At 55.5% G+C, this 25,099-nt stretch carries 27 protein-coding genes; 12 read left to right on the top strand and 15 right to left on the bottom strand.

Translation table 11 applies throughout. The features are described 5' to 3' along the window. Positions 1–6: 6 nt before the first annotated feature. On the top strand, positions 7–1,014 hold the full coding sequence (locus AC6I8P_RS08830) for an NAD-dependent epimerase (RefSeq protein ID WP_498031124.1): 1,008 nt from the start codon (positions 7–9) through the stop codon (positions 1,012–1,014). A gap of 99 nt (positions 1,015–1,113) precedes the next feature. Here the strand turns inward: AC6I8P_RS08830 and hns are convergent, their stop codons facing one another. Both hns and AC6I8P_RS08840 read right to left on the bottom strand, forming a co-directional pair. Continuing rightward, positions 1,114–1,521 (bottom strand): histone-like nucleoid-structuring protein H-NS, encoded by a 408-nt coding sequence (hns, locus tag AC6I8P_RS08835; RefSeq protein WP_031280215.1) that lies wholly within the window; start codon positions 1,519–1,521, stop codon positions 1,114–1,116. 82 nt (positions 1,522–1,603) lie between these two features. Further along, complete coding sequence (locus AC6I8P_RS08840) at positions 1,604–1,915, bottom strand: hypothetical protein (RefSeq protein ID WP_132462431.1); 312 nt, start codon at positions 1,913–1,915, stop codon at positions 1,604–1,606. A 10-nt stretch (positions 1,916–1,925) separates the two neighbouring features. Between AC6I8P_RS08840 and tdk the strand changes: the two genes are divergently transcribed. Further along, a complete protein-coding gene (gene tdk / locus AC6I8P_RS08845) occupies positions 1,926–2,546 on the top strand; it encodes a thymidine kinase (protein ID WP_159378125.1) in 621 nt (206 codons plus the stop codon). 53 nt (positions 2,547–2,599) lie between these two features. Here the strand turns inward: tdk and adhE are convergent, their stop codons facing one another. Beyond that, positions 2,600–5,278, bottom strand: a complete 2,679-nt coding sequence (adhE, locus tag AC6I8P_RS08850) for a bifunctional acetaldehyde-CoA/alcohol dehydrogenase (protein ID WP_058781810.1) — start codon at positions 5,276–5,278, stop codon at positions 2,600–2,602. Between the two features lie 444 nt (positions 5,279–5,722). Between adhE and AC6I8P_RS08855 the strand changes: the two genes are divergently transcribed. From AC6I8P_RS08855 to oppF, 7 genes are all read left to right on the top strand, one after another. After that, complete coding sequence (locus tag AC6I8P_RS08855; RefSeq protein ID WP_031280216.1) at positions 5,723–6,370, top strand: YchE family NAAT transporter; 648 nt, start codon at positions 5,723–5,725, stop codon at positions 6,368–6,370. A gap of 570 nt (positions 6,371–6,940) precedes the next feature. Further along, positions 6,941–8,575, top strand: coding sequence for an ABC transporter substrate-binding protein (locus tag AC6I8P_RS08860; RefSeq protein ID WP_211724399.1), 1,635 nt, complete (start codon positions 6,941–6,943; stop codon positions 8,573–8,575). A 158-nt stretch (positions 8,576–8,733) separates the two neighbouring features. Continuing rightward, entirely contained in the window at positions 8,734–10,374 is a 1,641-nt protein-coding gene (oppA, locus tag AC6I8P_RS08865; RefSeq protein WP_021510084.1) for an oligopeptide ABC transporter substrate-binding protein OppA, read from the top strand. An 81-nt stretch (positions 10,375–10,455) separates the two neighbouring features. After that, complete coding sequence (oppB, locus tag AC6I8P_RS08870) at positions 10,456–11,376, top strand: oligopeptide ABC transporter permease OppB (RefSeq protein WP_021510085.1); 921 nt, start codon at positions 10,456–10,458, stop codon at positions 11,374–11,376. Between the two features lie 15 nt (positions 11,377–11,391). Further along, positions 11,392–12,300, top strand: a complete 909-nt coding sequence (oppC, locus tag AC6I8P_RS08875; RefSeq protein WP_021510086.1) for an oligopeptide ABC transporter permease OppC — start codon at positions 11,392–11,394, stop codon at positions 12,298–12,300. A gap of 11 nt (positions 12,301–12,311) precedes the next feature. Further along, positions 12,312–13,331: an ABC transporter ATP-binding protein gene (locus AC6I8P_RS08880; protein WP_021510087.1), complete on the top strand. Its 1,020-nt coding sequence runs from the start codon at positions 12,312–12,314 to the stop codon at positions 13,329–13,331. Next, positions 13,328–14,332 carry a murein tripeptide/oligopeptide ABC transporter ATP binding protein OppF gene (gene oppF, locus AC6I8P_RS08885; RefSeq protein WP_021510088.1) on the top strand — a complete coding sequence of 335 codons (1,005 nt, stop codon included), beginning with the start codon at positions 13,328–13,330 and terminating at the stop codon, positions 14,330–14,332. Before AC6I8P_RS08880 ends, oppF begins: the two co-directional genes overlap by 4 nt. 59 nt (positions 14,333–14,391) lie before the next feature. Here the strand turns inward: oppF and AC6I8P_RS08890 are convergent, their stop codons facing one another. Together AC6I8P_RS08890 and cls are read right to left on the bottom strand one after the other, a co-directional pair. After that, positions 14,392–14,721, bottom strand: coding sequence for an HI1450 family dsDNA-mimic protein (locus AC6I8P_RS08890; protein ID WP_013509338.1), 330 nt, complete (start codon positions 14,719–14,721; stop codon positions 14,392–14,394). A gap of 37 nt (positions 14,722–14,758) precedes the next feature. After that, a complete protein-coding gene (gene cls / locus AC6I8P_RS08895) occupies positions 14,759–16,219 on the bottom strand; it encodes a cardiolipin synthase (RefSeq protein ID WP_021510090.1) in 1,461 nt (486 codons plus the stop codon). Between the two features lie 162 nt (positions 16,220–16,381). Between cls and AC6I8P_RS08900 the strand changes: the two genes are divergently transcribed. Next, positions 16,382–16,555, top strand: coding sequence for a YciY family protein (locus AC6I8P_RS08900; RefSeq protein WP_088517180.1), 174 nt, complete (start codon positions 16,382–16,384; stop codon positions 16,553–16,555). Positions 16,556–16,571: 16 nt separating this feature from the next. Here the strand turns inward: AC6I8P_RS08900 and AC6I8P_RS08905 are convergent, their stop codons facing one another. Then, a complete protein-coding gene (locus tag AC6I8P_RS08905) occupies positions 16,572–16,745 on the bottom strand; it encodes a hypothetical protein (protein WP_021510092.1) in 174 nt (57 codons plus the stop codon). Next, positions 16,745–17,041, bottom strand: coding sequence for a YciI family protein (locus AC6I8P_RS08910; RefSeq protein WP_010617723.1), 297 nt, complete (start codon positions 17,039–17,041; stop codon positions 16,745–16,747). Before AC6I8P_RS08910 ends, AC6I8P_RS08905 begins: the two co-directional genes overlap by 1 nt. A gap of 205 nt (positions 17,042–17,246) precedes the next feature. On the opposite strand from AC6I8P_RS08910, the gene tonB reads away from it, so the two are divergent. Next, positions 17,247–17,975, top strand: a complete 729-nt coding sequence (gene tonB, locus AC6I8P_RS08915; protein ID WP_206099456.1) for a TonB system transport protein TonB — start codon at positions 17,247–17,249, stop codon at positions 17,973–17,975. Between the two features lie 51 nt (positions 17,976–18,026). Here tonB and yciA read toward each other — a convergent pair whose 3' ends face one another. From yciA to AC6I8P_RS08935, 4 genes are read right to left on the bottom strand one after another with little or no spacing between them, the layout of a single operon-like run. Continuing rightward, positions 18,027–18,443, bottom strand: a complete 417-nt coding sequence (gene yciA / locus AC6I8P_RS08920; protein ID WP_215785851.1) for an acyl-CoA thioester hydrolase YciA — start codon at positions 18,441–18,443, stop codon at positions 18,027–18,029. A gap of 54 nt (positions 18,444–18,497) precedes the next feature. After that, entirely contained in the window at positions 18,498–19,037 is a 540-nt protein-coding gene (locus AC6I8P_RS08925) for a septation protein A (RefSeq protein ID WP_058758637.1), read from the bottom strand. Positions 19,038–19,097: 60 nt separating this feature from the next. Continuing rightward, the gene (locus tag AC6I8P_RS08930) at positions 19,098–19,832 is read right to left on the bottom strand and encodes a YciC family protein (protein ID WP_104092993.1); all 735 of its coding nucleotides are present in this window, start codon (positions 19,830–19,832) and stop codon (positions 19,098–19,100) included. 27 nt (positions 19,833–19,859) lie between these two features. After that, positions 19,860–20,276, bottom strand: coding sequence for a YkgJ family cysteine cluster protein (locus AC6I8P_RS08935; protein WP_021510097.1), 417 nt, complete (start codon positions 20,274–20,276; stop codon positions 19,860–19,862). Positions 20,277–20,521: 245 nt separating this feature from the next. Between AC6I8P_RS08935 and ompW the strand changes: the two genes are divergently transcribed. Further along, a complete protein-coding gene (gene ompW / locus AC6I8P_RS08940) occupies positions 20,522–21,154 on the top strand; it encodes an outer membrane protein OmpW (protein WP_058771265.1) in 633 nt (210 codons plus the stop codon). A gap of 47 nt (positions 21,155–21,201) precedes the next feature. On the opposite strand, the gene AC6I8P_RS08945 is transcribed toward ompW, so the two are convergent. The 4 genes from AC6I8P_RS08945 to trpCF all read right to left on the bottom strand — a co-directional run bounded on the left by AC6I8P_RS08945 (position 21,202) and on the right by trpCF (position 25,098). Next, the gene (locus tag AC6I8P_RS08945; protein ID WP_021510099.1) at positions 21,202–21,516 is read right to left on the bottom strand and encodes a BON domain-containing protein; all 315 of its coding nucleotides are present in this window, start codon (positions 21,514–21,516) and stop codon (positions 21,202–21,204) included. 171 nt (positions 21,517–21,687) lie between these two features. Then, positions 21,688–22,491: a tryptophan synthase subunit alpha gene (gene trpA / locus AC6I8P_RS08950; protein ID WP_498031125.1), complete on the bottom strand. Its 804-nt coding sequence runs from the start codon at positions 22,489–22,491 to the stop codon at positions 21,688–21,690. Then, entirely contained in the window at positions 22,491–23,684 is a 1,194-nt protein-coding gene (gene trpB / locus AC6I8P_RS08955; RefSeq protein ID WP_498031126.1) for a tryptophan synthase subunit beta, read from the bottom strand. Before trpB ends, trpA begins: the two co-directional genes overlap by 1 nt. 46 nt (positions 23,685–23,730) lie before the next feature. Then, positions 23,731–25,098 (bottom strand): bifunctional indole-3-glycerol-phosphate synthase TrpC/phosphoribosylanthranilate isomerase TrpF, encoded by a 1,368-nt coding sequence (gene trpCF / locus AC6I8P_RS08960; RefSeq protein WP_481657607.1) that lies wholly within the window; start codon positions 25,096–25,098, stop codon positions 23,731–23,733. Position 25,099: the final 1 nt, after the last annotated feature.

The following is a 25,099-nucleotide window of genomic DNA, read 5'->3' on the forward strand; positions in this document are numbered from 1 at the left end:
GGATGTATGAATTTTCTGGTCACCGGCGCGGCAGGATTTATTGGTTTTCACGTTAGTCAGCGTTTGCTGGCTGCCGGTCACCAGGTTGTTGGTATCGATAACCTGAATGATTACTACGATGTCAGCCTGAAACAGGCGCGCCTCGACCAGATTACCGCACATCCCGCGTTTACTTTTCTTAAAATGGACCTGGCAGATCGCCAGGCCATTTCTTCCCTGTTTGAACAGCATGCTTTTGCGCGTGTGATCCATTTAGGTGCACAGGCGGGTGTTCGCTATTCCATTGAGAATCCGCACGCCTACGCTGATGCCAACCTGATTGGTCACTTAAATATTCTGGAAGGTTGCCGTCATCATAAGATTGGCCACCTGCTGTATGCTTCATCGAGTTCGGTTTATGGCCTGAACCGTAAAATGCCGTTCTCCACGGATGATTCCGTTGATCATCCGGTATCACTTTATGCTGCGACGAAAAAAGCCAACGAATTAATTTCGCATACCTATTCACACCTTTACCAATTACCTACCACCGGATTGCGCTTCTTTACCGTTTATGGTCCGTGGGGCCGTCCGGATATGGCGCTGTTTAAGTTCACCCGCGCGATGCTGGCCGGTGACGCGATTGATGTGTATAACCGCGGCCAGATGACACGTGACTTCACCTATATTGATGATATTGCCGAAGCGATTGTGCGTTTGCAGGACGTGATTCCGCAGGCAGATGAAAACTGGACGGTGGAAAACGGCTCACCTGCCACCAGTTCGGCGCCGTATCGTGTGTACAATATTGGCAATAGTCAGCCTACCAGCCTGATGACTTACATTGAGTCGCTGGAAAAAGCGCTGGGGATTGAGGCGAAGAAAAATATGCTGCCGATGCAGCCCGGCGATGTATTAGGCACCAGCGCAGACACGCAGCCGCTGTATGACGCGATAAATTTCCGCCCGCAGACCAGCGTAGAGCAGGGCGTGCAGCGTTTTGTTGACTGGTACCGCGACTTCTATCAGCAATAAGTCGCGATAAAAAAAAGGAAGCCAGCGGCTTCCTTTTTTCTTACCCGGTGTAAAACAGAGCACAGCGCCAGGGCTGGCATGCTGCGAAGCACTGGTTCCTTACAGCAGGAAATCGTCCAGTTGTTTACCTTGTTCTTCAATCGCTTTTTTAATCACGGCTGGCGTACGTCCCTGGCCGGTCCAGGTACGGTTCTCACCGTTCTCGTCGACGTAACCATACTTCGCCGGACGTGCCGCGCGTTTGGCTTTACCTGGCGCTTTGGTTTCAGCTAATGCCTGCAGCAGTTCGTTTGGATCAATACCGTCTGCCATCAGCATTTCACGATATTGTTCCAGCTTACGGCTGCGCTCGGCATTTTCCGCCTGGGCAAGAGATTCTTCTTCACGACGTTCATTCACCACAACCTCAAGTTTTTCCAGCATCTCTTCCAGTGTTTCCAGAGAGCATTCCCGAGCCTGCGCGCGCAATGTACGGATATTATTAAGAATTTTAAGTGCTTCGCTCATTGTCCTAATCTCAAAATATAATAAATGGAGTTGTTCTGCCGCCTCATAATAGTGGCGGTGAAAAATAACTGCAATAGCCAGATTAAAAAGCAAAACGTAAAGTTAATGTTGTTAAGCTTTTTAAGGCGCTATTTATTATTCTTTTTATAGATTTGATAGCACAGGTTTTGCAGGGATAAATACCACTGTGCGCCTTTCGCCCGCGCATCAGCGCTAATAATGCTGAATAAAATTGCTGCATGATCACGGCTTTGACATAACGTGCGAAATGTTGATAAGGATGCTGCTGATCTATGACGATGGCGTTAATTTGAGCAGTTGATAAAAATAATGCATCGCAACAGTGCAGCAGCTTTATGATAGACTCACGCGCAACAGTTTCGGGCAGTGACAAGAGACATTTTATGGCGCAACTCTATTTTTATTACTCAGCGATGAACGCGGGAAAATCCACCGCACTGCTGCAGTCTTCCTACAATTACCACGAGCGCGGTATGCGTACGCTGGTGTATACCGCGGAAATTGACGACCGCTTCGGCGCTGGAAAAGTCAGCTCGCGTATTGGTCTTTCGTCTCCGGCTTTTTTATATAACGCGCAGACCAGCCTGGAAAGTGAAATAGCGGAACAGCACGCGAAGCAAACGGTTCACTGTGTACTGGTGGATGAGAGCCAGTTTCTGACGCGGGAGCAGGTGAAAGCCCTGTCGGACGTGGTAGATAATCTGGATATTCCGGTGCTGTGTTATGGTCTGCGTACCGACTTTCGCGGTGAGTTATTTACCGGCAGTCAGTATTTACTGGCCTGGGCCGATAAGCTGGTGGAATTGAAAACCGTGTGTCACTGTGGACGCAAAGCCAGCATGGTGTTAAGGCTGGATGCGCAGGGTAAACCGTTCAGCGAAGGGGAGCAGGTGGTGATCGGTGGTAATGAGCGCTATATCTCTGTGTGCCGCAAGCACTATAAACAGGCGATTAATGACGGCTCGCTAAACGCCATTTACGGTTCACAACTGCCTCACGCCTGAATAGCCGCAGCATAAAAAAACCCGCCGCAGCGGGTTTTTTTGTATCAGGCCAGTCAGGCCTTTTTGGTTTTCTTCTCACTCTTTACGGCTTTAGCTTCACCCTCAGTTGCAACACTGTTATCTGCTTCTGAGAACTCACGGCCATAGAAGGTATCCAGCATGATTTGTTTCAGTTCGGCAATCAGCGGATAGCGTGGGTTAGCGCCGGTACACTGGTCATCAAACGCATCATCCGCCAGCTTGTCGACTTTCGCCAGGAAGTCAGCTTCCTGCACGCCCGCTTCACGGATAGAAGTTGGGATACCCAGCTGAGTTTTCATCTCTTCCAGCCATGCCAGCAGTTTTTCAATTTTCTGCGCGGTACGGTCACCAGCCGCGCTCAGACCGAGATGGTCAGCAATCTCAGCATAGCGGCGGCGTGCCTGCGGACGGTCGTACTGGCTGAAGGCAGTCTGCTTGGTTGGATTGTCATTCGCGTTGTAGCGAATCACGTTACAAATCAGCAGGGCGTTAGCCAGACCGTGTGGAATGTGGAACTCAGAGCCCAGTTTATGCGCCATGGAGTGACACACGCCGAGGAAGGCGTTGGCGAAAGCGATACCGGCAATGGTCGCCGCATTGTGAACACGCTCACGCGCCACAGGATTTTTCGCGCCGTCACGGTAGCTGGCAGGCAGATTCTCTTTCAGCAGCTTCAGTGCCTGCAGCGCCTGACCGTCAGAGTATTCGTTGGCCAGTACCGATACATAGGCTTCCAGCGCATGGGTGACGGCATCCAGACCCCCAAAGGCGCACAGCGAACGCGGCATCTCCATTACCAGGTTGGCATCGACAATCGCCATATCCGGCGTCAGGGCATAGTCTGCCAGTGGATATTTCTGGCCGGTGGCATCGTCGGTTACTACCGCAAACGGGGTAACTTCTGAACCGGTACCGGAAGTGGTGGTGATGGCCACCATGCGCGCCTTGACACCCATTTTCGGGAACTTGTAGATACGTTTACGGATGTCCATAAAGCGCAGCGCCAGTTCTTCAAAGTGGGTTTCCGGATGCTCGTACATCACCCACATAATCTTGGCCGCATCCATCGGTGAACCCCCGCCCAGGGCAATGATTACGTCAGGTTTGAAGCTGTTCATCTGCTCGGCACCTTTACGCACGATGCTCAGCGTTGGGTCTGCTTCTACTTCAAAGAACACTTCGGTTTCGATTCCGTGTGATTTCAGCACGCGGGTGACCTGGTCAGCATAACCGTTGTTGAACAGGAAGCGGTCGGTGACGATAAAGGCGCGTTTTGCACCGTCAGTCGCCACTTCTTCCAGCGCAATTGGCAGAGAACCGCGGCGGAAGTAGATAGACTTCGGAAGTTTATGCCACAACATATTTTCAGCTCGCTTGGCCACGGTTTTCTTGTTGATCAGGTGTTTTGGACCCACGTTTTCAGAGATAGAGTTACCACCCCATGAACCGCAGCCCAGCGTGAGTGAAGGGGCCAGCTTGAAGTTATACAGGTCACCGATCCCGCCCTGTGAAGCCGGGGTGTTGATCAGGATGCGCGCGGTTTTCATTTTGTCGCCGAAGAAGTTTACGCGCTCGCGCTGGTTGTCCTGGTCGGTATAAAGACAGGAGGTGTGGCCGATACCGCCCATTGCCACCAGTTTTTCTGCTTTATCCACCGCATCGTAATAATCTTTCGCGCGGTACATGGCCAGCGTTGGCGAGAGCTTCTCATGGGCGAATGGCTCAGACTCATCCACCAGTTTCACTTCACCAATCAGAATTTTGGTGCTTACCGGCACGCTAATCCCTGCCAGTTCAGCAATTTTGTAAGCCGGCTGACCGACAATCGCCGCGTTCAGCGCGCCATTTTTCAGGATGATATCCTGCACCGCTTTCAGCTCTTTGCCCTGCAGCAGGTAGCCACCGTGGCTGGCGAAGCGCTCGCGCACGGCATCATAGACAGAGTCCACGACAATCACTGACTGTTCAGACGCGCAAATCACGCCGTTGTCGAAGGTTTTTGACATCAGGATCGAGGCAACCGCGCGTTTGATATCGGCCGTTTCGTCAATTACCACCGGGGTGTTACCTGCGCCCACACCAATCGCTGGTTTGCCGGAGCTGTAAGCCGCTTTCACCATGCCCGGACCACCGGTGGCGAGAATCAGGTTGATATCCGGGTGATGCATCAGCTGGTTAGAGAGCTCAACCGATGGCGCATCAATCCAGCCAATAATGTCTTTTGGCGCGCCGGCCGCGATAGCAGCCTGCAGTACGATGTCAGCCGCTTTGTTGGTGGCATCTTTGGCACGTGGATGAGGAGAGAAGATGATACCGTTACGGGTTTTCAGGCTAATCAGGGCCTTGAAGATGGCGGTAGAGGTCGGGTTGGTGGTGGGCACGATGCCACAAATCAGGCCAATCGGCTCAGCGATGGTGATGGTGCCAAAGGTATCATCGGTGTCCAGCACGCCACAGGTTTTTTCGTCTTTGTAAGCGTTATAGATATATTCGGAAGCGAAGTGGTTTTTGATGACTTTATCTTCAACGATACCCATGCCGGATTCGGCAACGGCCATTTTGGCGAGAGGGATACGGGCATCGGCAGCGGCGAGGGCGGCTGCACGGAAAATGGTATCAACTTGTTCCTGACTAAAATTGGCGTATTCGCGCTGTGCCTTTTTAACACGTTCTACCAGTGCGTTAAGCTCGGCAACATTAGTAACGGCCATAATACTCTCCTAAGGAAGTTAAACTTTTTTAGTAAACAAGCCTGAATCCAGAAGTATAGTCTCGTTACGCTTATGGATGGGTTAGGATGGCGATGTCCGTGCCGTTGCTTACTAAAAAGGTTTTTCCGCCAGGATGACCTGTGTCACAGGGTTGAGTTCCGATGGGCTAAGATTACCCCTGATGGGGTAGGCGATTTATGATGCAGATCAATTTAACTATCAGCTGACACCTTTCAGCGCTCACTTTTGCAAGTAAAGTTAGCGTCGACGGCTACAGAAGCCGATCTGACCGGCTGCAGGCCGATAACATAGCGCTAACAGTAGCGGAATAAACTGGGATAGTGCTTCAAGTGCAGCATTTATTTCTGCGTTAGCCTCTGGTGTTTCGCCAGGCTTTTGCACTACATTAAGCGCGATTTTTTTCGCCATCACCTGGAGCCCACCGTGACCCCTGCGCTACTCGATCTTTCTGGCTACATTAAATTTTTTGTGGGTTTGTTCGCGCTGGTTAACCCGGTCGGCATTATTCCGGTATTTATCAGCATGACCAGCTACCAGGCGGTGGCGGAGCGCAATAAAACCAACCTGACCGCGAACCTGGCGGTGGCGATTATCCTCTGGACCTCGCTGTTCCTTGGCGACGGTATCCTGCATCTGTTTGGTATCTCGATTGACTCTTTCCGCATCGCCGGCGGCATTCTGGTGGTCACCATCGCCATGTCGATGATCAGCGGCAAGCTGGGTGAAGACAAACAGAACAAGCAGGAGAAGTCAGAAACGGCGATTCGTGAAAGCATCGGCGTGGTGCCGCTGGCGCTGCCGCTGATGGCAGGGCCGGGCGCGATCAGTTCGACCATTGTCTGGAGCTCGCGTTATCACAGCTGGCCAAATCTGCTGGGCTTTACCCTGGCGATTGCGATATTTGCCTTCTGCTGCTGGTTATTGTTCCGGGCCGCACCGCTGATGGTGCGCGTATTGGGACAAACCGGTATCAACGTCATTACGCGTATCATGGGGCTGCTGCTCATGGCGCTGGGCATTGAATTTGTCGTGACCGGAATGAAAGCCCTGTTTCCAGGATTACTGAATTAACGGCGGTTATTTTTTATCGCTAAGCGCTTTGTGAACCAGAATGGTGCAATTAAACGAAATATTGCACCATTATAGTGATTTTATTTGTCGCGCTTAATATTGGCTTAACCTCATCAGTTTTACTACTTATGCCATCCTGCACATAGCCTGACCCGCAAAATACTGTGATAATTGTCACAGTATATCCCTCTGCTCTGCAAATAATCCGCAGTATCATTCTATGGCTTGCGCTGTAAATCCGAATAAATATCCGGGCTTCAGCATTGAAAGCAGCAATATTCGTAAATATTATAAAGTTAGTTGATTAACGAATAATTAACGTGCAAGTCAGGCTGAAATTCATTGTTTATCAGTGGATTAATCGATAATTCTGCTCAAGAATTAACACTTTTCCTGTGCGCGGCAACGTGATAAAAGAGAATCAGCTAACATTTTTGTGGTTTAGCTTTGGCGTGCGGGCAACGCTTCTGATAATTTTCGGCTCACCGCAAAATTTTTTATCTGCTAGCAACAAATGTGTACGCTTCTTGCTTACTGCTATCAGGTTATGTTGAAGGTTGATATTGGTTGATGAAAAGCATGGTAGCGAAAACGGCAGCGCGCACGTTTCTGGCGCTTTGCCTCTCCAGTGCGCTGGCGCAAAGTCAGGCCGCTGAGATCCCAGCCGGGACGTCATTAGCGGATACGCAACGCATCGTTATTAACAACGGCAGCGAAGTGTCCTCGCTTGATCCACAAAAAGTCGAGGGTGTGCCGGAATCCAATGTGATTCGCAATCTGCTGGAAGGACTGGTTGAGACCGACAACAACGGTCAACTGGTGCCCGGCGTGGCGCAGCAGTGGCAAAATCAGCAGGGCCGCATCTGGACGTTCACGCTGCGTAAAGACGCCCGCTGGAGCAATGGTGAGCCTGTCACCGCGCAGGATTTTGTCTACAGCTGGCAGCGTCTGGCCGATCCCCGCACCGCCTCGCCGTACGCCAGCTATTTGCAGGCTGCGCACATCAGCAACATTGATGCCATCCTCGCCGGTAAAGCTGCGCCTTCCCAGCTCGGCGTGAAAGCGCTGGACGATCATCATTTGCAGGTTACGCTCTCTGAACCGGTCCCGTATTTTGTTGATATGCTGGCTCATACTTCGATGAAACCGGTGTATCGTCCGGCGGTAGAGCAGTGGGGCGATGCCTGGACACAGCCGCAGCACTACGTGGGTAATGGTGCTTACACGCTGGCAGATTGGGTGGTGAACGAGCAGATCGTGGTGAAGCGTAATCCGCACTACTGGGACAATGCCCATACCACGCTGGACGAAGGCGTGTTTCTGGCGCTCACCTCTGAGAATAGTGATATCAACCGCTATCGCAGTGGCGGCACTGACATGACTAACAGCGTGGTGCCGCCTGATATGTTCAAAAAACTGCAGCAGGCGCTGGGAGATGAGGTAAAGGTTAGCCCGCTGCTGTGCACCTTCTATTACGAAATCAATAACAAAAAAGCGCCGTTTGACGATGTCCGCGTACGCAGCGCGCTGAAGTTAACGCTCGACCGCGACATCATCGCGCAGAAAATCATGGGGCAGGGACAGATCCCGGCCTACGGCCTGACGCCGCCGTTTATTCACGGTATTTCCCTCAATACGCCGGCGTGGGCACAGCAAACTCAGGCGCAGCGGAATGCCACTGCGAAGCAACTGCTGGCCGATGCCGGCTTTAATGCCCAGCATCCGCTGCGTTTTACTCTGCTGTATAACACCTCAGAACAGAACAAGCGTCAGGCGATTGCGGCTGCCTCGATGTGGCAAAAGAATCTCGGTGCGCAGGTCACGCTGCAAAATCAGGAGTGGAAAACGCTACTGGAGACCCGTCATCAGGCACAGTTTGATGTGGTGCGCGCCACCTGGTGTGCGGATTATAACGAGCCATCCAGCTTCCTCAATCTGCTGCTGAGTGGCTCCTCCATCAACACCGCGTTTTATCACAGCGCCGCATTTGATGCGCTGATGGCGCAAACGCTCAACACCGCAGATGACGCGCAGCGCGCGCAGCTCTATCAGCAGGCGGAACAACAGCTGGATCAGGATTCACCGATCATTCCGGTTTACTACCGCGTTAGCGTGCGGCTGGTGAAGCCGTGGGTGGGCGGTTACAGCGGCAAAGATCCGCAGGATATGCTGGCGCTGAAATACTATTACATAAAGAAACATTGAGTAATGTGACGATCCGGCGCTACAGTCGGGCGTCACGTTGCCGTGGTAACCCTGCAGGGTGGTAGTGATCTTCGCGCAGACAGGCGGAGATCTCCCGGAAACGGGGTACGCCGGGCGGTCAGCCGACCCGGTGACGATAATAAAACTGGAGCGTAATAATGAACAACATCACGAAAAAAAGCCTGATCGCCGCAGGCGTACTGGCGGCCATCGGCGCGCTGGCAGGGAATGCTGCACTGGCGGCCAACGTACCGGCGGGTACCGAATTGGCAGCGAAACAGGAACTGGTGCGCGGCAATGGCGATGAAGTGCAGTCGCTGGATCCGCACAAAATCGAAGGCGTGCCGGAAGATAATATCGCCCGTGACCTGTATGAAGGTCTGATCGTGAGCGACAGCAACGGCAAACCGGTGCCGGGCGTCGCGGAAAGCTGGGAAAACAAAGACTACAAAGTCTGGACCTTCCATCTGCGTAAAAATGCCAAATGGTCAAACGGCGAGCCGGTCACCGCGCAGGACTTCGTCTACAGCTGGCAGCGTCTGGTCGATCCAAAAACCGCCTCGCCTTATGCGAGCTACCCGCAGTATGGCCACATCCTCAACGTGGATGACATCATCGCCGGCAAAAAACCGACCTCCGATCTTGGCGTGAAAGCACTGGATGACCACACGCTGGAAGTGACGCTGAGCGAGCCGGTACCGTACTTCGATAAGCTGCTGATCAACGCGGTGATGTCACCGGTGTATAAGCCCGCCATTGAGAAGTTTGGCGACCAGTGGACGCAGCCGCAGAACTGGGTCGGCAACGGTGCATTTAAACTGGAATCTCACGTGATCAACGAACGCGTGACGCTGGTGCGTAACCCGGAATACTGGGACAACGAACATACCGTACTGAATAAAGTCACCTTCCTGCCAATCAACTCCGAAGTCAGCGATGTGAACCGTTATTTCTCCGAGAACGGCAGCGACATCACTTACAACAACATGCCGATCGAGCTGTTTAAAAAACTGCAGCGTGATAACGGTAAAGAGCTGATGGTGAAACCGTATCTGTGCACCTACTACTATGAAATCAACAACCAGAAAGCACCGTTTACCGATGTCCGCGTGCGTACCGCGCTGAAGCTGGGTCTGGATCGCGACATCATGGTGAACAAAGTGCTGGCGCAGGGTCAACAGCCGGCCTACAGCTTCACCCCGCCAGCCACTGACGGCATGGAACTGCTGCCGCCGGACTGGTACAAGTGGGATCAGAACAAGCGTAACGAAGAAGCGAAGAAATTGCTGGCCGAAGCCGGTTATACCGCCGACAAACCGCTGACCTTCAACCTGCTGTACAACACTTCCGATCTGCACAAAAAACTGGCGATTGCCGCCTCGTCCATCTGGAAAAAGAACATCGGCGTCAACATCAAGCTGGAAAACCAGGAGTGGAAAACCTTCCTGGATACCCGTCATCAGGGCAACTTCGATGTCTCCCGCGCAGCATGGTGTGCCGACTATAACGAACCGACCTCCTTCCTGAACATCATGCTGTCGGACAGCAGCAGTAACACCTCGCACTATAAGAGCGCGGACTTCGACAAAGTGATTCACGATGCGGTGAAAGCGGCGGATGACAAAGCGCGCGTGGCCGATTATCAGAAAGCAGAGCAGATCCTGGATAAAGACAGCACCATCGTGCCGGTTTACTACTACGTGAACGCGCGTCTGGTGAAACCGTACGTTGGCGGCTACACCGGCAACGATCCGCTGGATAAAACCCTGGATAAGAACCTGTACATCATTAAGCATTAATAGCACTCAGGCTATCGACAGTGGCGGTGCTGCTGCGCCGCCTTTTTGACTTTGTGTAGCAACAGCCTGGTAGGTACGGCAATGTTAAAATTCATCCTGCGTCGGCTCCTTGAAGCCATCCCGACGCTATTCATTCTGATCACCATCTCCTTCTTTATGATGCGACTGGCACCCGGCAGTCCGTTCACCGGCGAGCGTGCGCTGGCGCCGGAAGTCATGGCCAACATTGAGGCCAAATATCATCTCAACGATCCGATCGGCAAACAGTATCTCAGCTACCTGGTGCAGCTGGCACACGGCGATTTCGGGCCGTCGTTTAAATATAAAGACTACTCGGTTAACTACCTGGTCGGTCATGCGTTTCCGGTATCGGCCAAACTGGGGCTGGCAGCCTTCTTCCTTGCGGTGGTGCTGGGCGTCACGGCGGGGGTTATCGCCGCGCTGAAGCAAAACAGTTTGTGGGATTATGCGGTCATGGGGGTGGCGATGACCGGGGTGGTCATTCCCAGCTTCGTGGTGGCACCGCTGCTGGTACTGATCTTTGCCATCACCCTGCGCTGGCTGCCAGGCGGCGGCTGGAATGGCGGCCAGTGGAACTACATGCTACTGCCGATGGTGGCGCTGTCACTGGCTTACATCGCCAGTATCGCCCGTATCACCCGCGGCTCGATGATTGAAGTGATGCACTCCAACTTCATCCGCACCGCGCGTGCGAAAGGTCTGCCGTTGCGCCGTATTGTGCTGCGCCACGCGCTGAAGCCGGCGCTGCTGCCGGTGCTCTCCTATATGGGGCCGGCGTTTGTTGGCATCATCACCGGTTCGATGGTAATCGAATCAATTTACGGTCTGCCGGGCATCGGTCAGCTGTTCGTCAACGGCGCACTAAACCGTGACTACTCGCTGGTGATGAGCCTGACCATTCTGGTCGGCGTGCTGACCATCCTGTTCAACGCGATCGTTGACGTGCTGTACGCCGTTATCGATCCGAAAATTCGTTACTGATGGTGGAGCTCGCTCATGATGTTAAGTAAGAAAAATAGCGAAGCTCTGGACGCGTTCAGCGAAAAGCTGGAAGTGGAAGGGCGCAGCCTGTGGCAGGACGCACGTCGCCGCTTTATTCATAACCGTGCGGCCCTTATCAGCCTGCTGGTGCTGCTGGTGATTGCGCTGTTCGTGGTGTTCGCCCCGATGCTGGCGCAGTTCAAATATGATGATACCGACTGGGCGATGATGTCTGCACCGCCGGACACCACCTCAGGGCACTGGTTTGGCACCGACTCTTCGGGACGTGACCTGCTGGTGCGCGTGGCGATTGGCGGCCGTATCTCACTGATGGTTGGCATCGCTTCAGCGCTGATCGCGGTGCTGGTGGGCACGCTGTACGGTTCGCTGGCCGGCTACCTTGGCGGCAAGATTGACTCGGTGATGATGCGTATCCTGGAAATCCTCAACTCGTTCCCGTTTATGTTCTTCGTCATCCTGCTGGTGACCTTCTTTGGCCGCAATATCCTGCTGATCTTCGTTGCCATTGGCATGGTGTCATGGCTGGATATGGCGCGTATCGTGCGCGGCCAGACGCTGGGACTGAAGCGCAAAGAGTTCATCGAAGCGGCGCAGGTCGGCGGCGTTTCTACCGGCAATATCGTGCTGCGGCACATCGTGCCGAACGTGCTGGGTGTGGTGGTGGTATATGCCTCGCTGCTGGTGCCAAGCATGATCCTGTTTGAATCCTTCCTGAGCTTTCTTGGCCTCGGCACCCAGGAGCCACTGAGCAGCTGGGGCGCGCTGTTGAGCGACGGCGCCAACTCGATGGAAGTTTCACCGTGGCTGCTGATGTTCCCGGCGGGCTTCCTGGTGGTGACGTTGTTCTGTTTCAACTTTATCGGCGATGGCCTGCGTGACGCCCTCGACCCGAAAGATCGTTAAGGAGTTTCCCGATGACCCATCATGATACTCAGCAGCCGCTGGCGGCTGCACCTGCGGGAAACGCTAACCTGCTGCTGGACGTTAAAGATCTGCGCGTCACCTTCAGTACCCACGACGGCGACGTGACCGCTGTGAACGACCTCAACTTTTCCCTGCGCGCCGGTGAAACGCTGGGCATTGTTGGTGAATCCGGCTCCGGAAAATCGCAAACCGCGTTTGCGCTGATGGGACTGCTGGCGAAAAATGGTCGCATTGGTGGCTCGGCGCAGTTTAACGGCAGCGAAATCCTCAATCTGCCGGAAAGCAAGCTGAACAAGCTGCGCGCGGAGCAGATTGCGATGATTTTCCAGGACCCGATGACATCGCTCAATCCGTACATGCGCGTCGGCGAACAGCTGATGGAGGTGCTGAAACTGCACAAAGGCATGAGCAGCGCCCAGGCGTTTGAAGAGTCGGTGCGCATGCTGGACGCGGTGAAAATGCCGGAAGCGCGCAAACGCATGAAGATGTTCCCGCACGAGTTTTCCGGTGGCATGCGTCAGCGCGTAATGATCGCCATGGCGCTGCTGTGCCGGCCAAAGCTGCTGATTGCCGATGAGCCAACCACCGCGCTGGATGTCACCGTGCAGGCGCAAATCATGACGCTGTTGAATGAGCTGAAGCGTGAATTTAACACCGCCATCATCATGATCACTCACGATCTCGGCGTTGTTGCCGGGATCTGTGACAAGGTACTGGTGATGTATGCCGGGCGCACCATGGAATATGGCCGTGCGCGCGATGTGTTCTACCAGCCGGCGCATCCGTACTCGATCGGTTTGCTGAGCGCGGTGCCGCGTCTTGACGCGGAGGGTGAGTCGCTGACCACCATTCCCGGCAACCCGCCCAACCTGTTGCGTCTGCCGCAGGGCTGTCCGTTCCAGCCGCGCTGCGCATATGCCATGGATATCTGTGCCAAATCACCGCCGCTTGAACCGTTTGCCGAAGGGCGCCTGCGCGCCTGCTTCAAACCGGTGGAGGAATTAGTATGAGCACCGTAATCGAAGAGAAAAAAGTGTTGCTGGAAATCGCCGATCTTAAGGTGCATTTCGATATCAAAGACGGCAAGCAGTGGTTCTGGCAGCCGCCGAAAACCCTGAAAGCGGTGGATGGTGTCAGTCTGCGTCTGTATGAAGGCGAAACCCTCGGCGTGGTCGGTGAGTCCGGCTGCGGCAAATCCACGCTGGCGCGCGCCATTATCGGTCTGGTGAAAGCTACCGACGGGCGCGTGGCGTGGCTGGGGCGCGATCTGCTGGGCCAGAGCCAGGAAGAGTGGCGTCAGGCGCGCAGTGACATTCAGATGATCTTCCAGGACCCGCTGGCCTCGCTCAACCCGCGTATGACCATTGGTGACATCATCGCCGAACCGCTGCGCACCTACTATCCAAAGATGCCGCGTCAGGAAGTGAAGGATAAGGTTAAAACCATGATGATGAAGGTCGGTCTGCTGCCGAACCTCATCAACCGCTATCCGCACGAGTTCTCCGGTGGCCAGTGCCAGCGTATCGGTATCGCCCGTGCGCTGATTCTTGAGCCGAAGCTGATTATCTGTGATGAGCCGGTGTCGGCGCTCGACGTGTCGATTCAGGCGCAGGTGGTCAACCTGCTGCAGAAACTGCAGCGTGAAATGGGCCTGTCGCTGATCTTCATCGCGCATGACCTGGCGGTGGTGAAGCACATCTCTGATCGCGTACTGGTGATGTATCTCGGCCACGCGGTTGAGCTGGGGACCTATGATGCGGTATATAACGATCCGCAGCATCCGTACACCAAAGCGCTGATGTCGGCGGTGCCGATTCCTGATCCGGACCTGGAGAAGAATAAGCAGATTCAGCTGCTGGAAGGGGAACTGCCGTCGCCAATCAATCCGCCATCAGGCTGCGTGTTCCGTACCCGCTGCCCGATTGCCGGCCCGGAGTGCGCCAAAACCCGACCGCTACTGGAAGGCAGTTTCCGCCATGCGGTGTCCTGTCTGAAGGTTGATCCGCTATAAGAGCGGCGCCATAAACAACAACGCCGGGCAGTGCCCGGCGTTGTTTTATGCGCTGCGGCTTATTCACGCCACAGAATATGACACAGCTTATGGTCTTTCTCGCGGCACAGCAGGATGCGCGCGAACACATCGGTAATCGGTTCGCCGTCCGCTTCACCGAGGCCGATCACCACTTCTGAGAAGAAGTCAGGGTTGAGATCGAAATCGACATGTTCCTGCCAGTCTTCGGATGGATCAAACAGCTCGGCGCCGCCGCGCTCTTCAAATTGCAGATTGAACAGAATGATGTCTGCCGGATCGAGGTTATCGCCTGCCAGCTCAAGAAAAATATCGTAAGCCTGTTCCAGCGTTTCATCTTCAGTAAGGCGATTATTTAAATCCATGGTCATTCCTGCTTGCCCTGAGGCGGTAATATTTTCGCTCGTTTTACAGTAAAGGGCTAAAGAAGTAAAACAGTCGTTCAACGATGCGCTGCCACCAGGCACGTTTTGCCCAGCGCGCGCCGTCCAGCAGACGCGAACGGGCGATATAATCATCCTGGACGGTGGCGAGATCGCTACCAAAGCCGTCATCATCCACCACCAGCGTGATCTCAAAGTTGAGCCACAGGCTGCGCATATCCAGGTTCACCGTGCCCACCAGGCTGAGCTGACCGTCTACCAGCACGCTCTTGGTGTGCAACAGGCCATCTTCAAACTGATAGATTTTCACCCCGGCTTCCAGCAGTTCAGTGAAGAAGGCGCGGCTGGCCCAGCCGACCAGCAGCGAGTCATTGTGGCGCGGTACAACAATGCTCACCTCAACGCCACGCAGCGCGGCGGTACAGATGGCGTGCAGTAAGTCGTCGCTCGGCACGAAGTAGGGCGTGGTCATGATCAGCTGCTCGCGCGCCGAGTATACCGCCGTCAGCAGCGCCTGATGAATCATGTCCTCCGGGAAGCCCGGCCCTGAGGCGATCACCTGAATGGTGTGACCGCTCTCCTGCTCAAACGGCATCACATTGCCGTCCGGCGCCGGCGGCAGAATGCGTTTGCCGGTTTCGATTTCCCAGTCGCAGGCGTAGACGATGCCCATGGTGGTGGCCACCGGGCCCTCCATGCGCGCCATCAGATCAATCCACTGACCCACGCCAGCATCCTGTTTAAAGAAGCGCGGATCCACCAGATTCATGCTGCCGGTATAGGCAATATAATTATCGATCAGCACCACTTTGCGGTGCTGACGCAAATCCATGCGGCGCAGGAACACACGCCACAGGCTGACCTGCAATGCCTCGACCACATCAATACCGGCGTTGCGCATCATGCCTACCCACGGACTGCGGAAGAACGCCACGCTGCCGGCGGAGTCCAGCATCAGGCGGCAGTGCACGCCGCGCCGTGAGGCAGCCATCAGCGATTCCGCCACATCATCAGCCAGACCACCCGGCTGCCAGATGTAAAACACCATCTCAATATTATGGCGCGCCAGCTGAATATCGCGGATCAGCGCCTGCATCACGTCATCGGCGCTGGTCAGCAGCTGCAGCTGATTGCCTTTAACGCCGGCAATACCCTGACGATGACGGCACAGCTCGAACAGGGAACGCGCCACGTCGCTGTGTTCAGTCGCGAAAATGTGACGACACTGTTTCAGGTCGTTGAGCCATTTGGCAGTCGAGGGCCACATGGTGCGGGCGCGTTCTGCGCGGCGTTTACCTAAATGCAGTTCGCCAAACGACAGATAGGCGATAATACCCACCAGCGGCAGAATGTAGATGATCAGCAGCCAGGCCATCGCTGAGGTCACCGCACGCCGCTTCATCAGGATGCGCAGCGTAACCCCGGCAATCAGCAGCCAGTAGCCAAACAGCAGCAACCAGCTGATAAGGGTATAAAATGTGGTCATAAAGTGGACGTCCCGTTCGCGCTTTGATGGGCAAAGTTTACGTGTTGATCTGCGCCAGCGAAACCTTTAATCGTTGATGACGTTTCGATGAAGGTTTCGATTTGGCATTTTTAGCCAGATCACTATAATGCGTCGCGGGTTTAGCCAGTCAGAGAGGATGTGATGAGACGCAGCAGAAATGAAGTGGCCCGCTGGAGAATGTTACGCCAGGCGCATCGCCGTCGTGCCCGCTGGCTGGAAGGACAGTCACGTCGTTATAAGCGCATCCATGCGATTCGTCATCAGGTGGCGCAGCAGCAGCGCCGCTCCATCCTGTTTATCACGCAGAATACCTGAGCAATGAACGCGGTCGTCAGTGGCCGCGTAATACCAGTGAAACATTCACTATCTGCAGGGCTGCCGCCAGTACCACCAGCATGACGATGTGCTGGCGTGCCTGACGCCAGCCCTGACGGCGCCACAGCCACAGCGCACGACCAATCAGCAGCAGCACCAGCACTAACAACAGAAGGGGCTGCCACTGCATCAGAACACCCGTTTAAACGGTTTAACCGTGACTTTGTCGTACACGCCAGCGGCGATATACGGATCGTCATTGGCCCACGACTGGGCCGTTTCCAGCGATGAGAACTCGGCAACAATCACAGAACCGGTGAAACCAGCCGGGCCCGGCTCATTACTGTCGACGGCAGGCAGAGGACCGGCGACAATCAGACGCCCCTCATCCTGCAGCAGCTGCAGACGCGCCAGGTGTGCCGGGCGCACAGAGTTACGTTTTTCCAGTGAATCTGCGGTATCTTCCGCATAAATGACGTAAAGCACGATGGGATACTCCCGTTAGACTTGCCGAATTTGCGAGACACGTTAAGTGATCGCTAAACAGAGTGCAAACGAAAGATAATGGGCGCGCGCTGCAACGCAGGCAGGGTTAAAAAGCGCCTTTCTTTTGGCCTTCAGTAGCGTGCTTATTGAAACTGATTGCTATTTGCATTTAAAATCAGCGCTTCACTCAATGAACATGACTGATATGACGACGTTGACTACGCCTTTTCCAACCCGAACGCCTGTGTCCGTGATTTTATCCGTGCTCCTTCACGGTTCGGTAATCGCCGGCATTCTTTATGCTTCATTTCATCAGACCATTGAGGTTCCTAAAGCGTCTCAGCCTATCAGCATTAGCATGGTAGCCCCCGAAGTGCAGCCTGAACCGGCACCGGCAGCCGTAACCCCGCCGCCGCCTGAGCCGGAACCCGAGCCGGAAGTCGCGCCAGAGCCACCAAAAGCCGAGCCGGTGCCGATCCCTAAGCCGGAACCTAAACCGAAGCCAAAACCGAAACCGAAGCCAAAGGTGGAGAAAAAGGCAGAGCCGAAGCCGCGCCAGCAGGTGAAGCCGCAGGAGAATCCGTTTAAACAGGACGCGCCAGCCGCGCAAACGCGCCCCTCTACGGCACCGAAGAGTAACCCGGCCCCAACGCAGACGGTGTCGGATGGACCGAAAGCGATGAGCGTCAGCAAGCCGGCCTATCCGGCGCGTGCGTTCGCGCTGCGCGTTGAAGGGCGGGTGCGGGTGAAGTTTGACGTGGACAGCGATGGGCGCGTCGATAATGTCGAGATTTTGTCCGCTGAGCCGCGCAACATGTTTGAGCGCGAAGTGAAGCAGGCGATGAAGAAGTGGCGCTATCAGCCAGGGCGGCCGGGCAAGGGGCTGACGATGAACATCGTGTTCCGCATTAACGGCGGCGCGAACATCGAGTAAAGCCAGACAGGCAAAGAAAAAGCGGCCATTCCGGGCCGCTTTTTTATACGCTTAATCGCTCAGATTGGCTCGGCCTTCCGGCAGTGGACGGGATTTCCCGCTGTTATCGACCGCCACATAAACAAACACCGCTTCGGTGGCGCAGTAAGTCTGGCCGATCGGTTCGGACGACACTTTTTTAATCCACACTTCCACGTTAATGGTCATCGAGCTATTGCCGGTGCGGATGCAGCGCGCGTAGCAGCTCACCACATCCCCGACGGCGACGGGCTTGAGGAAGGTCATACCGTCCACGCGCACGGTTACCACGCGGCCTTTGGCAATCTCTTTAGCCAGTATCGCGCCGCCCATATCCATCTGCGACATCAGCCAGCCGCCGAAGATATCACCGTTGGCATTGGTATCTGCCGGCATCGCCAGGGTACGCGAGACCATCTCGCCTTGCGGCAACTTATGTTTTTCGTCCATTGCTCAGTTCTTCTGCAGGTGAAGACAAGCCCGGCGGAGACCGGGCTGCATCGATTATTTTTGTTCTTGTTGCGGCATCTGTCGCCAGATGTACAGGCCGCTTAACAGCGTAAACAGCAGGGTCAGGCCAGTAAGACCGAACACCTTAAAGTTAACCCAAAACGCCTGGGATAACCAAAACGCGACATAAATATTCGCCAGGCCGCAGGCCAGGAAGAACAGGGCCCAGGCGATATTCAGCCGACGCCATACCGCACCCGGCAGCTGCAGCTCTTTGCCAAGCATGGTCTGGATCAGCGGTTGCTGCATAAACCACTGGCTGTACAGCAGTGCCAGCGCGAACAGCGAGTAAATCACCGTGACTTTCCATTTGATGAACTCATCGTTGTGGAATACATAGGTCAGGGTGCCAAACACCGCAACCAGCACAAAGGTGAAAATGGTCATCTTTTCCAGCTTGCGGTACAGCACCCAGCTGACCACCAGCGCGATACCGGTCGCCACCACCAGCGCGCCGGAGGCGACGAAAATGTCGTACAGCTTGTAGAAAATAAAGAAAACTACCAGGGGAAGAAAATCGAGTAACTGCTTCATAGCGTTTCCAGTCAGGGGCAGGAGCGTTGAGTTACGGCGCCGCCGCGGGCGCCGTAACGCTTAACGTAACAGCATATACAGCCGGTACAAATAGATAATCAGAATGGCTGATACCAGGTTGCCCAGCGCGTTGAGCACCACCGAAGCGATATTGGCAGGCAGCACGGTCAGCGAGGAGAAGAAGAACATCAGCGCAATTTTCGCCAGCAGCCACAGAATAATCGCCGGGGCGATCACCTTAATGTTCTTCCAGGCCAGACGCATACTGGCGCGCATCGCACTGAAAATGCCCATTTTTTCACTTGCCAGCATCACCGGCGCCAGCGACAGCAGAATCGCCAGAATCACACCCGGCACCATCAGTACCATAAAGCCCAGCTGAACCAGCAGGGTGATCAGGAAGGTCTGCACCAGCAGTTTCGGCAGCAGCGGCGCAGAGGCGCCAATCGCGCGCAGCGCGCTGACGCGCTGTCCACTGGATACCATCGGCAGCAGGCACAGCATGCCGCCCAGCAGCAGCGTGTTGCCAATCAGGGCAGCAAAAGTGCCGGCGGCAGAGGCGCGCAGCAGAATGCGTTGCTGATCCGGTGACATGTTCTGAACGATTTCAAACAGCGATGAGGCGCTGCTGTCGGTCTGGCTGAGCAGGGATAACTGATCCTCGCCCGGCGTCAGGGCGTGGCCAACAATCACGGTAATAAACGAGGTCAGTAACGCCATCAGCACGATGGTGACCAGCTGATGGCGCAGAAAATTTCCTGTGTCACGGTATAACGAGCTTGCCGTGATAGACATGTACACTCCTTGAAGGAACGGGGTTAATTAACCCGGCGATTGTACATGTTCTGCAGGCAGGCTGGCACCCGGAATCCCATAACTTTCTGTCATCTCAGGTAAAGAAGGGTGAAAAAGCGCGGGTAAACCATAGCGCGCCCGGGCGCGATCGCAGGCGTCATTCGGCACGCCATTTTCGCCGGACATGGCGAATTCCCGGCACGGTGACGGCCGCTGCGCATAAATCCCACAGGAAACACAGCCGCCAATTTCACCCTGCAGCGCCACGCAGCGCGGGGCACGATCGTTGGTGCCGCGCATGTTGCGCATCATCAGGCTCAGGGGTTCTGTCAGTTCAACCGGCACCGCGCCACCGCCGTCGTCGGCTTCGGCCCAGTAAAAAGAAACGCGAAAATGGGCGCAGCAGGCGCCACAGGTCATACAGGGGTTAAGTAAATCGCTCATCTGATCGCCCGCCACTCCTGAGGCTTCGAACCAAAATCACAAAAGGGGAATAGCAACATAATCACGCCGTGTCATGGCGGCAACAGGATTTTTATGTCCGCTTGTAAAGGCAAAATTGATCTGAATCAATTCATTGTTTTATAAGTGATTAATTTGAATTGATGCTGATGATCTTTTCGCAAAAAAGGGGTAAATCTTGTGCCGCGATTAACCTCAATACCCTGTTTTCCGGCAAAGGAGTGATTATGAAACTGGCTAAATGCGCGCTGCTGCTGGCGCTGGCGATCCCGCAACTGGCACTGGCTCACCAGGCCGGTGATTTTTTTGTGCGCGCCGGTAGCGCGACCGTTCGTCCGACCGAAGGCTCTGATAATGTGCTGGGTATGGGCGGCTTCAGCGTCAGTAATGATACCCAGCTGGGTCTGACGTTTACCTGGATGGCGACCGACAATATCGGCGTTGAGCTGCTGGCGGCCACGCCGTTCCGCCACAAAGTGGGACTTGGCCCGACCGGTAACCTCGCTACCGTGCGTCAGCTGCCGCCCACCCTGATGGCGCAGTACTACTTTTTCGACAGCCAAAGCGCGCTGCGCCCTTACGTTGGTGTCGGGATCAACTACACCACCTTCTACGATGCGAAGTTCAACCAGACCGGGCAGGATGCGCAGCTGAGCGATTTGAGCGTGAAAGACTCCTGGGGCGTGGCGGGTCAGGTCGGGCTGGATTATCAGATCAACCGCGACTGGATGCTCAACGCGTCATTGTGGTACATGGACATCGATACCGAGGTGAAATTCAAAGCGGCGGGCGAACAGCAGAATATCAATACCCGCATCGATCCGTGGGTGTTCTTCTTTGGCGCGGGCTACCGTTTCTGATTTTTACACCAGAAAGAAAAAGGGCGACCCGCAGGTCGCCCGTTTAGTTACTTAATCTGCATATTGTTGACGACGGATTTTACCCCCGCCACGTTACGCGTTACCGCAACCGCACGGTTGGCCATCTGCGGCGAGCTGACAAAGCCGCTCAGCTGTACTTTCCCTTTGAAGGTCTCAACGTTAATTTCTGTCGATTTCAGCGCCTCGTCATTCAGCAGCTGTGCCTTCACTTTGGTGGTAATGACCGTGTCATCGATGTAACCGCCGGTCCCTTCCTTTGTTGCTGTTGGTGCACAGGCACTTAAGGTGAGCGCCATCACTGCAGCCACTAAAAAACCCGCAACGACTTTGAACAATTTCATTGGTTATCTCCCTGTCATAGATGGTGGTGCACCGTAACGTGACGGCACGCTTAAGTGTGGGCCGTGCCTCGCATTTCGGCAACTCAGGCGCGATGAAAAAGTTTGTCGCAGGGGAGAAAAAAGGGGTAAGAAGTAAGAAGGGCCCCGCAGCCAGTGCAGGGCCGTGCCAACTTAGCGGGTAGCCGCTTTGAGATCGCTGACGAACGTTTGCAGTTCGCTGAGCAGCGCCGTTGGGTCGTTCTGATTACGCTCAATGATTTTCACGATGGCCGAGCCGGAGATGGCTCCGGCGGCTCCGGCGGCAACGGCCTCTTTCACCTGACCCGGCTCAGAGATGCCGAAGCCCTGCAGCGGCGGCGCAGCATGATATTCGCGCAGCTTCTCGATCAGATGATGCAGCGGCAGGCTGGCGCGATTTTCCGCACCGGTAACGCCGGCGCGTGACAGCAGATAGGTGTAGCCACGGCCGTGCGAGGCGATTTCGCGCAGCAGATCGTCATCCGCGTTGGGCGGACAGATAAAGATCGGCGCAATGTTGTGACGCATCGCCGCCTGGCGGAACGGGGCCGACTCTTCCACCGGCACGTCTGCCACCAGCACCGAGTCAACGCCGACCGCAGCGCACTGCGCGTAGAAGTTGTCGATACCTCTGCTGAACACCAGGTTGGCGTACATCAGCAGGCCAATCGGCAGATCGGGGTATTTCTGGCGCACGGTGGCCAGCATTTCAAAACACTGCGCCACGGTGGTGCCGGCGGCAAAGGCACGCAGCGTAGCGCCCTGAATCGTCGGGCCATCGGCCAGCGGATCGGAGAACGGAATGCCCAGCTCCAGCGCATCCGCACCGCCCGCGACCAGCGCATCAATAATTTGCAGCGACAGCGCCGGCGACGGATCGCCAAGGGTGACGAAGGGCACAAACGCGCCTTCCTGTTTCGCGGACAGACGTTGAAACAGCTGATTATAACGTTCCATCAGATCTCTCCCTTAGCTTTCAGAATATCGTGTACGGTAAAGATGTCTTTGTCGCCTCGGCCGGAAAGGTTCACCACCAGCAGCTGCTCATTGTCCGGGTTTTCGCGGATCATCTTCAGCGCATACGCCAGCGCGTGCGATGACTCCAGTGCCGGAATGATGCCTTCGGCACGACACAGCGTTTTAAAGGCATCCAGCGCTTCATCATCCGTGATTGACACGTAGTCAGCGCGGCCGGTGCTGTTCAGGTGCGCATGCTGCGGACCGACCGACGGGAAATCGAGACCGGCAGAGATGGAGTAGGACTCTTCGATCTGTCCCTCTTCGGTCTGCATCATCGGCGCCTTCATGCCGAAATAGATGCCGACGCGACCGTGCTTGAGCGGCGCACCGTGCTCACCGGTGTCAATACCGTGACCCGCAGGCTCCACGCCGATCAGGCGCACGCTGCTCTCTTCGATGAAATCCGCAAACATGCCGATGGCGTTAGAACCGCCGCCGACGCACGCCACTACCGCATCCGGCAGGCGACCCTCTTTTTCCAGAATCTGCGCTTTGGTCTCTTCGCCAATCATGCGCTGGAATTCACGTACAATGGTCGGGAACGGGTGCGGACCTGCGGCAGTGCCGAGCATGTAGTGCGCGGTTTCGTAGCTGCCGGACCAGTCGCGCAGCGCCTCGTTACAGGCATCTTTCAGCGTGGCCGAGCCGCTGTGTACCGGAATCACCTCTGCGCCCATCAGCCGCATACGGAACACGTTGGGTGACTGACGCTCAACGTCTTTCGCGCCCATGTAAATACGGCATTTCATGCCGAGCAGGGCACACGCCAGTGCCGACGCCACGCCGTGCTGACCGGCGCCGGTTTCCGCGATGATCTCGTTTTTGCCCATGCGTTTTGCCAGCAGCGCCTGGCCCAGCACCTGGTTAGTTTTGTGTGCGCCGCCGTGCAGCAGGTCTTCGCGCTTCAGGTACAGGCGGGTTTTGCTGCCTTTGGTCAGGTTGCTGCACAGCGTCAGGGCCGTCGGGCGACCGGCGTAGTTTTTCAGCAGGTCAGTAAATTCAGCCTGAAACGCCGGATCGCGCTGTGCTTCAACAAAGGCCGTTTCCAGCTGACGCAGTGCTGGCATCAAAATCTGCGGCACATACTGGCCGCCGAATTCGCCAAAGTAGGGATTAAGTAATGTCGTCATCGTGTCCTCTTCCTTATCCGGCCCGCCCGCAGGCGGGCAGACGCAATTAATAGGCGCGCAGCGTGCGGAATACCGCCGCGACTTTGCTGGCATCTTTGATGCCCGGCGCGGATTCCACGCCGGAGTTGAAGTCGAGGCCGGCACAGCCGAGCTGAGCGGCTTCGACGCAGTTATCGGCGCTCAGGCCACCGGCCAGCAGCACATCAGCCAGGTCTTCACCCTGCAGCAGCGACCAGTCAAAACGCTGACCGCTGCCACCCTGGCCATTATCCAGCACGTAGCGATCAACGTGCGGCCAGTCGCGTGGCGGCAACCGATCTTGAATGCTCAGTGCCTTCCAGATGCGCACGCTGGCTGGCAGCGCCTGGCGCAGTTCCGCAACGTAGGCTTTGTCTTCGTCGCCGTGCAGCTGGACGGCCGCAAGCGATAAACGCGCGGCTAACGTGACAACGTCACTGATAGCCTGATTGCGGAACACGCCGACATACTTCAGTGGCGCAGCGGCGATCACCGCCTGCGCCTGCGCCTCGTTAACCTGGCGCGGCGAACCGGCGGCAAAAATCACGCCGCCATACAGCGCGCCAGCCTGATGCGCGGCCTGCGCGTCTTCCGGGCGGGTCAGGCCGCACACCTTGTTATCGCCCAGCAGCACGCGGCGCACACCGGCGTCGAGGTCGTGCTCTTCCATCAGCGCCGAGCCAATTAAAAAGCCGTTGGCAAAATGGCTCAGCTCGCGCACCTGGGCGTAATTATGGATGCCGGACTCGCTGATCACGGTGACGCCATGGCTGAGACGCGGGGCCAGCTGACGCGTGCGATTCAGGTCAATCGACAAATCACGCAGATCGCGGTTGTTGATGCCGACCACTTTAGCTTCCAGCGCGATAGCCCGCTCCAGCTCTTCTTCATTACTGACTTCGGTCAGCACGCCCATTTTCAGGCTATGCGCCACCGCAGCCAGCTGACGGTACTGCTCATCATCCAGTACTGACAGCATCAGCAGAATGGCATCGGCCTGATAATGGCGCGCCAGGTAAATCTGGTAGGGATCAATAATAAAGTCTTTGCACAGCACCGGCTGCGTGCTGGCGGCGCTGACCACCGGCAGGAAATCAAAGCTGCCCTGGAAATATTTCTCATCGGTCAGCACTGACACCGCAGAGGCGTAATGGCGGTAGATTCCGGCGATAGTCGCGGGATCAAAATCGGCGCGAATCAGCCCTTTAGACGGGGAGGCTTTTTTACACTCCAGAATGAAGACGGTGCGCGTGCCGCGCAGCGCCTCGTAAAAATGACGCTCCGCCGGCTGCAGATCGTTCTGGAAGGAGGCCAGCGGCTGCTGCGATTTACGTGCTTCAACCCACAGGGCTTTATCCTGCACAATTTTCTCTAATACGGTGCCCTTGATACTCATT

The sequence above is a fragment of the gamma proteobacterium symbiont of Lampromicra miyakona genome (genome assembly GCF_059730895.1).

Bases quoted from the DNA above. Each gene is read 5' to 3' on its own strand.
- AC6I8P_RS08830 (WP_498031124.1), top strand. From the start codon at position 7: ATGAATTTTCTGGTCACCGGCGCGGCAGGATTTATTGGTTTTCACGTT.
- hns (WP_031280215.1), bottom strand. From the start codon at position 1,521: ATGAGCGAAGCACTTAAAATTCTTAATAATATCCGTACATTGCGCGCG.
- tdk (WP_159378125.1), top strand. From the start codon at position 1,926: ATGGCGCAACTCTATTTTTATTACTCAGCGATGAACGCGGGAAAATCC.
- adhE (WP_058781810.1), bottom strand. From the start codon at position 5,278: ATGGCCGTTACTAATGTTGCCGAGCTTAACGCACTGGTAGAACGTGTT.
- AC6I8P_RS08860 (WP_211724399.1), top strand. From the start codon at position 6,941: ATGAAAAGCATGGTAGCGAAAACGGCAGCGCGCACGTTTCTGGCGCTT.
- oppA (WP_021510084.1), top strand. From the start codon at position 8,734: ATGAACAACATCACGAAAAAAAGCCTGATCGCCGCAGGCGTACTGGCG.
- oppB (WP_021510085.1), top strand. From the start codon at position 10,456: ATGTTAAAATTCATCCTGCGTCGGCTCCTTGAAGCCATCCCGACGCTA.
- oppC (WP_021510086.1), top strand. From the start codon at position 11,392: ATGATGTTAAGTAAGAAAAATAGCGAAGCTCTGGACGCGTTCAGCGAA.
- AC6I8P_RS08880 (WP_021510087.1), top strand. From the start codon at position 12,312: ATGACCCATCATGATACTCAGCAGCCGCTGGCGGCTGCACCTGCGGGA.
- oppF (WP_021510088.1), top strand. From the start codon at position 13,328: ATGAGCACCGTAATCGAAGAGAAAAAAGTGTTGCTGGAAATCGCCGAT.
- AC6I8P_RS08890 (WP_013509338.1), bottom strand. From the start codon at position 14,721: ATGACCATGGATTTAAATAATCGCCTTACTGAAGATGAAACGCTGGAA.
- cls (WP_021510090.1), bottom strand. From the start codon at position 16,219: ATGACCACATTTTATACCCTTATCAGCTGGTTGCTGCTGTTTGGCTAC.
- AC6I8P_RS08900 (WP_088517180.1), top strand. From the start codon at position 16,382: ATGAGACGCAGCAGAAATGAAGTGGCCCGCTGGAGAATGTTACGCCAG.
- AC6I8P_RS08905 (WP_021510092.1), bottom strand. From the start codon at position 16,745: ATGCAGTGGCAGCCCCTTCTGTTGTTAGTGCTGGTGCTGCTGCTGATT.
- tonB (WP_206099456.1), top strand. From the start codon at position 17,247: ATGACGACGTTGACTACGCCTTTTCCAACCCGAACGCCTGTGTCCGTG.
- yciA (WP_215785851.1), bottom strand. From the start codon at position 18,443: ATGGACGAAAAACATAAGTTGCCGCAAGGCGAGATGGTCTCGCGTACC.
- AC6I8P_RS08925 (WP_058758637.1), bottom strand. From the start codon at position 19,037: ATGAAGCAGTTACTCGATTTTCTTCCCCTGGTAGTTTTCTTTATTTTC.
- AC6I8P_RS08930 (WP_104092993.1), bottom strand. From the start codon at position 19,832: ATGTCTATCACGGCAAGCTCGTTATACCGTGACACAGGAAATTTTCTG.
- AC6I8P_RS08935 (WP_021510097.1), bottom strand. From the start codon at position 20,276: ATGAGCGATTTACTTAACCCCTGTATGACCTGTGGCGCCTGCTGCGCC.
- ompW (WP_058771265.1), top strand. From the start codon at position 20,522: ATGAAACTGGCTAAATGCGCGCTGCTGCTGGCGCTGGCGATCCCGCAA.
- AC6I8P_RS08945 (WP_021510099.1), bottom strand. From the start codon at position 21,516: ATGAAATTGTTCAAAGTCGTTGCGGGTTTTTTAGTGGCTGCAGTGATG.
- trpA (WP_498031125.1), bottom strand. From the start codon at position 22,491: ATGGAACGTTATAATCAGCTGTTTCAACGTCTGTCCGCGAAACAGGAA.
- trpB (WP_498031126.1), bottom strand. From the start codon at position 23,684: ATGACGACATTACTTAATCCCTACTTTGGCGAATTCGGCGGCCAGTAT.
- trpCF (WP_481657607.1), bottom strand. From the start codon at position 25,098: ATGAGTATCAAGGGCACCGTATTAGAGAAAATTGTGCAGGATAAAGCC.